5 protein-coding genes are annotated in these 6,278 nt (G+C 72.0%); 2 read left to right on the plus strand and 3 right to left on the minus strand.

Annotated elements, in window-relative coordinates:
- Positions 1 to 507 carry a diaminobutyrate acetyltransferase gene (ectA, locus tag M4J07_RS46065; RefSeq protein WP_255983046.1) on the minus strand — a complete coding sequence of 169 codons (507 nt, stop codon included), beginning with the start codon at positions 505 to 507 and terminating at the stop codon, positions 1 to 3.
- Positions 508 to 890: 383 nt separating this feature from the next.
- Positions 891 to 1,991 (minus strand): pyridoxal-phosphate-dependent aminotransferase family protein, encoded by a 1,101-nt coding sequence (locus tag M4J07_RS46070; protein ID WP_255983052.1) that lies wholly within the window; start codon positions 1,989 to 1,991, stop codon positions 891 to 893.
- Between the two features lie 86 nt (positions 1,992 to 2,077).
- Here M4J07_RS46070 and M4J07_RS46075 point away from each other — a divergent pair, with 86 nt between their 5' ends.
- A complete protein-coding gene (locus tag M4J07_RS46075) occupies positions 2,078 to 3,172 on the plus strand; it encodes an amidohydrolase family protein (RefSeq protein WP_255983054.1) in 1,095 nt (364 codons plus the stop codon).
- Between the two features lie 251 nt (positions 3,173 to 3,423).
- Here M4J07_RS46075 and M4J07_RS46080 read toward each other — a convergent pair whose 3' ends face one another.
- Positions 3,424 to 4,887 carry an arylsulfatase gene (locus tag M4J07_RS46080; protein ID WP_255983048.1) on the minus strand — a complete coding sequence of 488 codons (1,464 nt, stop codon included), beginning with the start codon at positions 4,885 to 4,887 and terminating at the stop codon, positions 3,424 to 3,426.
- 388 nt (positions 4,888 to 5,275) lie between these two features.
- On the opposite strand from M4J07_RS46080, the gene M4J07_RS46085 reads away from it, so the two are divergent.
- The gene (locus tag M4J07_RS46085) at positions 5,276 to 6,229 is read left to right on the plus strand and encodes an SCO1860 family LAETG-anchored protein (RefSeq protein ID WP_255983050.1); all 954 of its coding nucleotides are present in this window, start codon (positions 5,276 to 5,278) and stop codon (positions 6,227 to 6,229) included.
- Positions 6,230 to 6,278 lie beyond the last annotated feature (49 nt).

The raw sequence follows: 6,278 nt of genomic DNA on the forward strand, positions 1-6,278 counted from the left end.
TCAGGCCAGCGGACCGATGCGGTACAGCTCCTCGGGCAGGTGCCCGTCGTCCGGGAACAGCCCCGCGTCGAACAGGACGGTGCGCTCCACGCCGGCGCCGTGCCGGCGGGCGTAGGACAGGAACAGCGCCTGCGATGCCGAGTTGTCCGGAGTGATGGTCGTCTCGACCGTCGTGACCGGCCGCCCGGCGCCGAGGACCTTGGCGGTCAGCCCGTCCAGCATCTCGCCGGCCAGGCCGCGCCCGCGGTGGGCCGCGTCCACGGCGACCTGCCACACGACGAGCGTGTGCGGTCGCTCCGGCCGGACGTATCCGGTGACGAACCCGGCGATCGAGCCCGCCTCGTCGCGGGCCACGACGGAGGTGGCGGCGAAGTCGCGGCACCACAGCAGATAGCTGTAGGACGAGTTGAGGTCGAGCACCTTGGAGTCACGTGCGATACGCCAGATCGCGGCTCCGTCGGCCACGCCTGGATGGTCGAGCTGGAATTGCGCTTGTGCGGCGGTCATGCGAATTGAATTTACCGAGCAATTTTTGGGATTGCACCTGCGGGAGGGGTTACGGCGAGAGCTTGCCTGTGTTATCGCGCGCGGGTGGGCCTGCGCGCGAGCCGTCCGCGTTATATGGCTATTTGTTCGGGTCAAAAGGTGCAAAATTATCTAGGTGTGGAGTGCGTCACAAGCTGGAAACCGCCGCGAGACGCGTCCGAATTACGTCGTTTCCTGTTGTTGAAATCTTTGCGTTTACGACCCGAAAAAGCGGGCAGAAGCAGAACGTGAAGCTGCTTCCGATAAACGCATGAAAAATGCCTGAAGAATGTCTGCGGAAATACAAAGGCGCCGCCCGGAATGGGCGGCGCCGATGTGGGTGTGCGCGTACGGGATCGACGGGATTACCGCCAGGCGGCGGCGACCGCCTTGCGGGCCCCTTCGAGGTCGACCGCGAGCCCGGCCTCCGCGAGCGCCCCGCCGAGCGCCGCGAGCGAGGACTGCACGACGCCGCGCGTGGCCTGCGGGCCGTAGTGGTTGACGCGGATCATCTCCTGGGCGAGCGCGCCGCCGCCCGCGACCAGCGGCAGCACCGGGTCCACGGCCAGGGCCTTGGCGACCAGCTCCCGGGCGTCGGTCCCGGCGGGCGCCCGCAGCGTCGTGGCGACCGGCGCCGCGTCCTTCGCCTCGTGCACGTACGGCTCGAGCCCGCCGCCCAGGGCGAGCGTGCCGGCCCGGGTGGCCGCCGCGGCGCTCGCGTGCCGCGCCATCAGGGCGTCCAGACCCTCGCTCTCGATCCGCTCGACACACGCCTCCAGGGCGAGCATCTCCAGCTGGGCGGGCGCGTGCAGCAGCGCCTTCCTGCCGCCGTCGATCCACCGCTGCTTCCAGTCGAGCAGCGAAAGGTACGAGTGGCGCGGCGCCTGCGGGTTGCCGGCCATCCGCTCCCAGGCCCGGGCGCTCACCGACACGGCCGAGACGCCGGCCGGGCCGCCCATCGCCTTCTGCGCGCCGATCACGCACAGGTCCACGCCCCAGGCGTCCGGCAGCACCGGCTCGGCGGCGATCGACGCGACGGCGTCCAGGTAGAACAGCGCGCCGTGCTCCCGCACCACCTCACCGATCTCGGCGACGGGGTTGGTGTTGCCGGTCGCGGCCTCCGCGTGCACCAGTGACACGAAGTCGATGTCGGGGTGCGCGGCGAACGCCTCCCGCACCTGCTCGGCGGTGACGGCGGTGTGGAACGGCACGGCCAGGTCGTGCACCGTGGCACCGCAGTCGCGCAGCCAGTCGCCGAAGGTCTGCCCGTACGGTCCGGTGATCACGTTCAGGGCGACGGTGCCGGGACCCGCCGTCCCGCGGATCGCACCCTCCAGCGGCAGCAGCGCCTCGCCCTGCATGATCACGACGTCCTGCGACGTGTCCATCAGCCGGGCCACGCGGTCCTCGACGGAGGCGAAGTGTGCGGCGCTCAGCGGGGCCAGATCGAGAAACGGATGCGTCACGGTGGTGCTCTCTTCGGTCACGGGTTCGGACGGGATGCCGCTGACGAGCGTACCCACCGCCCCCATAGGCTGCGCTCATGAGTGCCATGAGCGACCGCGAGGTGCTGCACGTGAAGGGCAGGGTCCTGGCCGGACCCGACGACGTGCGCGACGAACTGTGGGTGATCGGCGGCCGGATCACGTACGACCGCCCCGGCACGGCGGGCCTCGACGTGACGACGGTCGAGGGCTGGACGCTGCCGGGCCTCGTCGACGCGCACTGCCACGTCGGCCTCGACGCCCACGGACCCGTCCCCGCCGAGACCGCCGAGAAGCAGGCCCTGACCGACCGCGACGCGGGCACGCTCCTGCTGCGCGACGCCGGCTCGCCGTCGGACACCCGCTGGATCGACGACCGCGACGACCTGCCCCGGATCGTCCGGGCCGGCCGGCACATCGCCCGCACCCGTCGCTACATCCGCAACTACGCGCACGAGATCGAGCCGGACGACCTCGTCGCGTACGTCGCCCAGGAGGCGCGGCGGAGCGACGGCTGGGTCAAGCTGGTCGGCGACTGGATCGACCGGGAGGCCGGCGACCTGACGGCGTGCTGGCCGCGCGGCGCGGTGGAGGCGGCGATCGCCGAGGCGCACCGGCTCGGTGCCCGGGTGACGGCCCACTGTTTCGCCGAGGACTCCCTCCGGGACCTGGTCGAGGCGGGCATCGACTGCATCGAGCACGCCACGGGCCTCACCGACGACCTGATCCCGCTCTTCGCGGAGCGCGGCGTCGCGATCGTCCCGACCCTCGTCAACATCGCCACGTTCCCGGATCTCGCGGCCGGCGGAGAGCGGAAGTTCCCGCGCTGGTCGGCGCATCTGCGGCGGCTCCACGAGCGCCGCTACGACACGGTCCGCAACGCCTACGACGCCGGGATCCCGGTCTTCGTCGGCACCGACGCGGGCGGCTCCCTGGCGCACGGGCTGGTCGCCGGTGAGGTGGCGGAGCTGGTCCGGGCCGGCATCCCGCCCGTCGAGGCGCTCTCGGCGACGGCCTGGGCCGCGCGGGCGTGGCTCCGCCGACCGGGCCTGGAGGAGGGCGCGTCCGCGGACCTGGTCGTGTACGAAGCGGATCCCCGAACGAACGTCACGGTCCTGTCCGCACCTCGCCGGATCGTGCTGCGCGGCACGGTGGTGGGTTAGCGGCGCGCGTCTGACGATGTCTGCGGCTCCGGTGGGGCCTGGTCGCGCCCCGCGGCGGAGCCGCTGATGACACAGCCCCGCGCCCCTGAGATGCGCACCTGCGGTGCGGCAGCTCCCCGCCCGGGGAAGGCTGCGCGCCAGCGCATGCCTCCCAGGGGCGCGGGGAACTGCGCGACCAGCCCCCACCGGCCTGCAGACCGCGACGAGAGCTCGGCGCGGCAGGCGGAGTCGGGGTTTCGGTCAGGAGCCGCTCAGGTCCTCGTCGACCCGGTGGACGCGGCCGGCGCCCAGTCGGGAGGCAGTTGGTCCGTCGGGGTGCGGCCCGCGACCAGTTGGCCGGCCGCGACGTACCCCTCCGGTCGCCCCACCAGCTCCGCCACGAGCCGCGCCCGCCACCCGGCGAGCTCCCCCGGTGACGCGGGCCCGAGGTCGTGCCGTTCCTGCGGATCCGCGTCCAGGTCGAAGAGCTGCTCACGCCCCTCGCCCGAGAACCACACGTACTTGGCGTGCCCGTCCGTGAGCCAGTGCATCGACTCCCCGAACAGAGCGTGCTCCCCGTGCAAGTAGGCCCGGGGGGAGGGGAGTTCCTCGCCCCGCGCCGCCGCGAGGAGGCTGTGACCGTCGAGCCCCTCCGGCACGTCAAGGCCCGCACACTCCAGCAACGTAGGCATGACGTCCCGGAGCTCGACCACGGTGTCCGCACCGACCACGGTCCCCCCGGGCAGCTCCCCGCCCGGCCCCGACAGGATCAGCGGCACCCGCGCCGACCCCTCGTACGGATACGCCTTCCGCCACAACCGGTGCTCGCCGAGCATCTCGCCGTGGTCCGACGTGAAGCAGATCCACGTGTCGTCGGCGAGCCGGAACTCGCCGAGCGCCTGCACGAACCGGTTGACCTGCTGGTCGATGTGCGACATGTGGCCGTAGTAGCCCGCGCGGGCCCGGTGCGCCGTACGGCCTTCGTACGTCGCGTAGTTGGCGTCCGCGCGCGCATCGTCCCGCCACCCTTCGAGCGCGTCCGCCCAGTCCCCGACCACCGGCTCGTACGCGGGGGCGTCGAGGTACTGCTCGAACGCCCAGCGCGGCGGATCGTAGGGCGGATGCGGCCGGTGGAAGGAGAGGTGGAGCAGGAACGGCGCGGTCGGATCGCGGCGGTACAGGAAGTCGATCGCCTCCGTCACCACCCAGTTGGTGGGGTGCAGCCGCTCGGGCCGGTCCCAGGGCCGCGCCACCACGCTGTTGCAGTCGAGCCCGTGGTCCGTGTAGTCGCCGCCGCCGGGCTGCCGCTCCAGCCAGGCCGCGTAGTCGTCGTGGAAGCGGGGATCGGTCCGCCGGTCGCGGGCCGCGTGCAAGTAGCCGTCGTGCAGGGTGACTTCGTCGAAACCGATCCGGTTCCGCTCCGGGAACGCGTGCAGCTTCCCGATCGCCCGCGTCTGGTAACCGTGCCGCCCGAACTCGCCGGCCAGCGTCACCGGGTACTCCCACGGCACGCCGTCCCGGTAGCCGGTGCGGCCGTGCGAGGTCTGCGCCAGACCGGTGTGCAGCGCGGCCCGGGCCGGGATGCACGACGGCACCGCCGTGTACGCACGATCGAACCGGGCGCCACGGGAAGCCAGTTGATCGAGGTACGGCGTACGGACGACGGGATGCCCGGCCCCGGACAGACAGTCGCCGCGCCACTGGTCGGCGGTGATCAGAACGACGTTGCGCGGCATCGGTCTCCTGGATCCGGTACGGAAGGGGCGAGTTGACGCAGCGTGACCTGCGGGTCCCGCTGCTCGTTGCACACAACTCGGCCGCGCGGGGCATGTCAACGGGGCCGTGCGGTTCGGCTGGGTTCAGAGGGATTTCAAGGAACAAGCGAGCCCCTGGATTCGAAGACATGCGCGGAAACCCCCCTTTGGGGTGAACTCACGCCCAGTTGTGGCTTGTTCACTCTCAGTGCGTAAAGATTCCCTCATCGATGACCGGTCGGCGCTGTCGGCGGCTCCGCGCGCTGTCCCCATGGCGCCCGCCCCGACAGCACCGCGGTTCCTCGGTCTTCTGTCCTTGTTCCTTGTCCCTTGTCCTTTTCTGTCCCATGTTCCTGGGGGTCCCACCAGCATGCCCAGCTTCACCCTGACCACCGCCCTGGCCACGCCCGCCCGCCGTCTCGTCGCGACGGCCGCCGCCACCGCGCTCGCCGCCGGACCCGTCGCGCTCGCGGCCGCGGGCCCGGCGGCGGCGACCGGCGACCACGGCGGGCGGGCCGGCGCGGTCGTGCTCCGCACCGGCCTGGACGTCTCGCTCCTGAACAAGACCGTGAACGTCCCGCTGAAGGTCTCCCTGAACGAGGTGCAGGCCCCCGCGAGCGCCGAGAAGACCGCGCTGACCGTGAAGCTCGACGGAGTGGACGGCGGGCAGCCGTTCAGCGTGCTGCAGGCCGACGTGGCGAAGGCGCGGGCCACGGTCGACGACAAGAAGGCGGAGGGCTTCACCCAGCTCGCCCACGCCAAGATCCACGTTCCCGGCCTGCCGCTGCTCTCCCTGATCGAGGTCGACCAGGTCACCTCCAAGGCGCTGTGCGAGGCGGGCAAGAAGCCGGTCGCCGAGTCGAACCTGCTCGGCTCCGTCACGGTCCTCGGCAAGAAGGTCGCGCTGTCCACGGGCGGCACGACCGAGGTCGAGGTGCCCGGCGTCGGCGAGGTGACGCTCGGCCTGTCCAACACGTCGACGACCTCCACGACGGCGGCGGCCTCCGCGCTCCAGCTCAAGGTCTCCGTCAACCCGTTGAAGCTGAACGTGGCCGAGGTCAACGGTGAGGTGACCCTCGCGGGCGCCACCTGCGAGGCCCCGAAGGCGGCCCCGGCACCCGCCTCACCCAAGCCCGCGGAGCCCGGTGAGGTCCAGCCCCAGGGCGCCAAGGCCGACAAGCCGGTCGCGGCACCCGCCAAGGCGGACCTGGCGGAGACCGGCGGCAACTCCATGACGCCGTACGTCGCGGGCGGCGCGATCGTCCTGCTCGTGGCGGGCGGCGGCGCGGTGGCGATGGCCCGCCGGGGCCGCTCCCGGGCCTAGGGTGCCTGTCGTCAGACACCGCGGGGCAGACGGGAGTGTGACGACAGGC

The sequence above is a fragment of the Streptomyces longispororuber genome (assembly GCF_024448165.1).
Taxonomy (GTDB): domain Bacteria; phylum Actinomycetota; class Actinomycetes; order Streptomycetales; family Streptomycetaceae; genus Streptomyces; species Streptomyces longispororuber_A.